Source organism: Streptomyces sp. NRRL B-24085 (genome assembly GCF_001282115.1).
Taxonomy (GTDB): Bacteria; Actinomycetota; Actinomycetes; order Streptomycetales; family Streptomycetaceae; genus Streptomyces.
The window spans coordinates 1-2,756 of record NZ_LJBR01000610.1 but is presented as its reverse complement, the minus strand read 5'-3'; the positions used below and the strand labels follow the sequence as shown (position 1 = coordinate 2,756).

The 2,756-nt window shown below is 68.1% G+C and carries 2 protein-coding genes and 1 pseudogene; 2 read left to right on the top strand and 1 reads right to left on the bottom strand.

Features of this window, described 5'->3' with window-relative positions; all coding sequences use genetic code 11:
* Window positions 1–520: pseudogene (locus AOJ26_RS40240) on the top strand (serine/threonine protein kinase); the annotation flags it as partial.
* Window positions 521–590: 70 nt separating this feature from the next.
* Here AOJ26_RS40240 and AOJ26_RS40235 read toward each other — a convergent pair.
* Window positions 591–2,003, bottom strand: coding sequence for an amino acid permease (locus tag AOJ26_RS40235; protein ID WP_053853283.1), 1,413 nt, complete (start codon window positions 2,001–2,003; stop codon window positions 591–593).
* Between the two features lie 205 nt (window positions 2,004–2,208).
* Here AOJ26_RS40235 and AOJ26_RS40230 point away from each other — a divergent pair, with 205 nt between their 5' ends.
* Window positions 2,209–2,694: a ribose-5-phosphate isomerase gene (locus AOJ26_RS40230; protein WP_053853282.1), complete on the top strand. Its 486-nt coding sequence runs from the start codon at window positions 2,209–2,211 to the stop codon at window positions 2,692–2,694.
* Window positions 2,695–2,756 lie beyond the last annotated feature (62 nt).

Sequence of the window (2,756 nt, the reverse complement as noted above, 5' to 3'; positions counted from 1 at the left end):
GTCCTCGTCCACCTCCGCCTCGGCCCCGGAATCCGGGGGCTCCACCCCCGGCGGCACCCCGTCCTCCACCGTCGAGGGCACCTCCCGCCCCCGTTCGCTCCCGCCGGGCGCGCACGAGGAGGCCGGCGGATTCGCGTGGGCCACCCCCACCGGCTGGCGGCGGGACGTGAAGACGGGTGCCGAGGTCCACTACACCTCGCCCGACGGGAAGCAGGAGCTCGCGGCCAAGTCCTCCCTCGCCCGGGGCGATCTGATGGAGACGTGGAGGACCTCCGAGCAGAACGCCCACCAGGGCCAGGACTACCGCAAGATCCGCCTGGAGGAGACGACGTTCCGCGATCACCCCGCGGTCGTCTGGGAGTACACCTTCACCCTCGACGGCGTCCCCTGGCACGCCCGACTGCTCGGCTTCAACGCCGGCGACAAGTCGTACCAGATCAACACCTGGTACCAGCCGGACACCGAGGAGCGGGCCCTGGAGACGTACGAAGAGGTGAAGGAGAGCTTCACCGTCCTGTGAGCCGTACCGTCCGGCGGACACGGGAAGGGCCCCCGCGGCACACGCCACGGGGCCCCGCTCACACGTCTGTTCAGCCGACGGAGACCTTGTCGGTCGTCTCGCCCGCGGGGGCGGCACCCGCCCGGCCGCGTCCGGCCTTCTCCTTCACCACGGCGATGACCAGCACCACCGCGGCGACGAGCAGCGACAGCAGCACGGTCTCCCGCCCGTCGTGCTCGGTGTCGGTCAGCATGTAGCCGAGGACGAACACGATCAACGCGGCCGTCGCCCAGGTCAGATACGGGTACAGCCACATCTTCACGACCAGCTTCTCCGGCGCCTCGGCCTGGATGATCTTCCGCATCCGCAGCTGCGAGAAGCAGATGACCAGCCACACGAACAGGGCCACCGCACCGGAGGAGTTGACGAGGAAGAGGAAGATCTTGTCGGGGGAGAGGTAGTTGAAGAACACGGCGACGAAGCCGAACACCACCGACGCGAGGATCGCGGCCATCGGCACACCCCGGCCGTTGACCCGGGCGAACGCCTTCGGCGCGTCTCCCCGCTCGCCGAGCGAGAACGCCATCCGGGAGGCCGTGTACAGGCCGGAGTTCAGGCAGGACAGCACCGACGTCAGCACGATGAAGTTCATGATCTGGCCGGCGTGCGCGATCCCGAGGGAGTCGAGCGCGGCGACGTAGGAGCCGTCGTCCTGGATGGACTTGGAGTCCCAGGGCAGCAGGGTGACCACGACGAAGATCGAGCCGAGGTAGAAGACCGCGATCCGCCAGATGATGCTGTTGGTCGACTTGGTGACGGCCCGCTGCGGGTCCTCCGACTCACCGGCCGCGAGCGTGGCGATCTCGCTGCCCATGAAGGAGAAGACGACGAGCAGCACACCGGTGAGGATCGCGCCGGGCCCGTTGGGCAGGAAACCGCCGTGGTCGGTCAGGTTGGACAGGCTCGCCTGGTCGGCGTCGACGCCCGGCAGGACGCCGAACACCGCGAGCAGGCCGATGACGATGAACGCGCCGATGGCCACGACCTTGATCCCGGCGAACCAGAACTCGAACTCGCCGTAGGAGCCGACCGAGACCAGGTTGGTGGCGGTCAGCACCACCATCACGATCAGCGCCCACCCCCACTGCGGTACGGCGGGTATCCACCCTTCGAGGATCTTGGCGCCGGCGGTCGCCTCGACGGCGAGGACGACGACCCAGAAGAACCAGTACAGCCAGCCGATGGAGAAACCGGCCCAGCGTCCGAGGGCCCGGTCGGCGTGCGCCGAGAAGGAGCCGGAGTTCGGATTCGCGGCGGACATCTCACCGAGCATCCGCATCACGAGGACGACCAGCGTGCCGACGAGGGCGTACGACAGCAGGATGCCGGGTCCGGCGGTGGCGATACCGGAGCTGGAGCCCACGAAGAGGCCCGCTCCGATGACACCGCCGATGGCGATCATCGAGAGGTGACGGTTCTTGAGTCCGGCCTGGAGACCAGTCATACGGGGAATTCCTTCGTGCCGGGTGTGGGGATCTTCGTACGAGCGGTGTACGGGTCGGTCCAGTGAAACGGAGGCAAAGGAATTCGTGAACCTTTGAATCCAGATCGTTACTTGAGGTTTCCTTGAGGTTCCAATGCCGTACTGATGGTTTCCCTGGCGGACACCCGGGGCTGCTGCCCTGAAACAGCCGTGTCACACTCGTCCCATGCGCGTGTATCTCGGCTCCGACCATGCGGGCTTCGAACTCAAGAACCACCTCGTCGACTGGCTCAAGGCGGCCGGCCACGACCCGGTGGACTGCGGCCCCCACATCTACGACGCCCAGGACGACTACCCGCCGTTCTGCCTCCGCGCCGCCGAGCGCACCGCCGCCGACGCCAACTCCCTCGGCATCGTGATCGGCGGCTCCGGCAACGGCGAGCAGATCGCGGCGAACAAGGTCAAGGGCGTCCGGGCGGCTCTCGCCTGGAGCGAGGAGACCGCGGCGCTGGGCCGCCAGCACAACAACGCCAACGTCGTCGCGGTGGGCGCCCGGATGCACTCCACCGAGGAGGCGACGAAGTTCGTCGAGACCTTCCTCGGCACCCCGTTCTCCGGCGACGAGCGCCACCAGCGCCGCATCGACATGCTGTCCACCTACGAGACCACGGGCGACCTGCCGGAGATCCCGGCACACCACCCCCAGCAGTAGCACACAATCCAGCCCCTCCGGCGTTTGAGGAGCGGGGGTCCGGGGGCGGAGCCCCTGGGGGC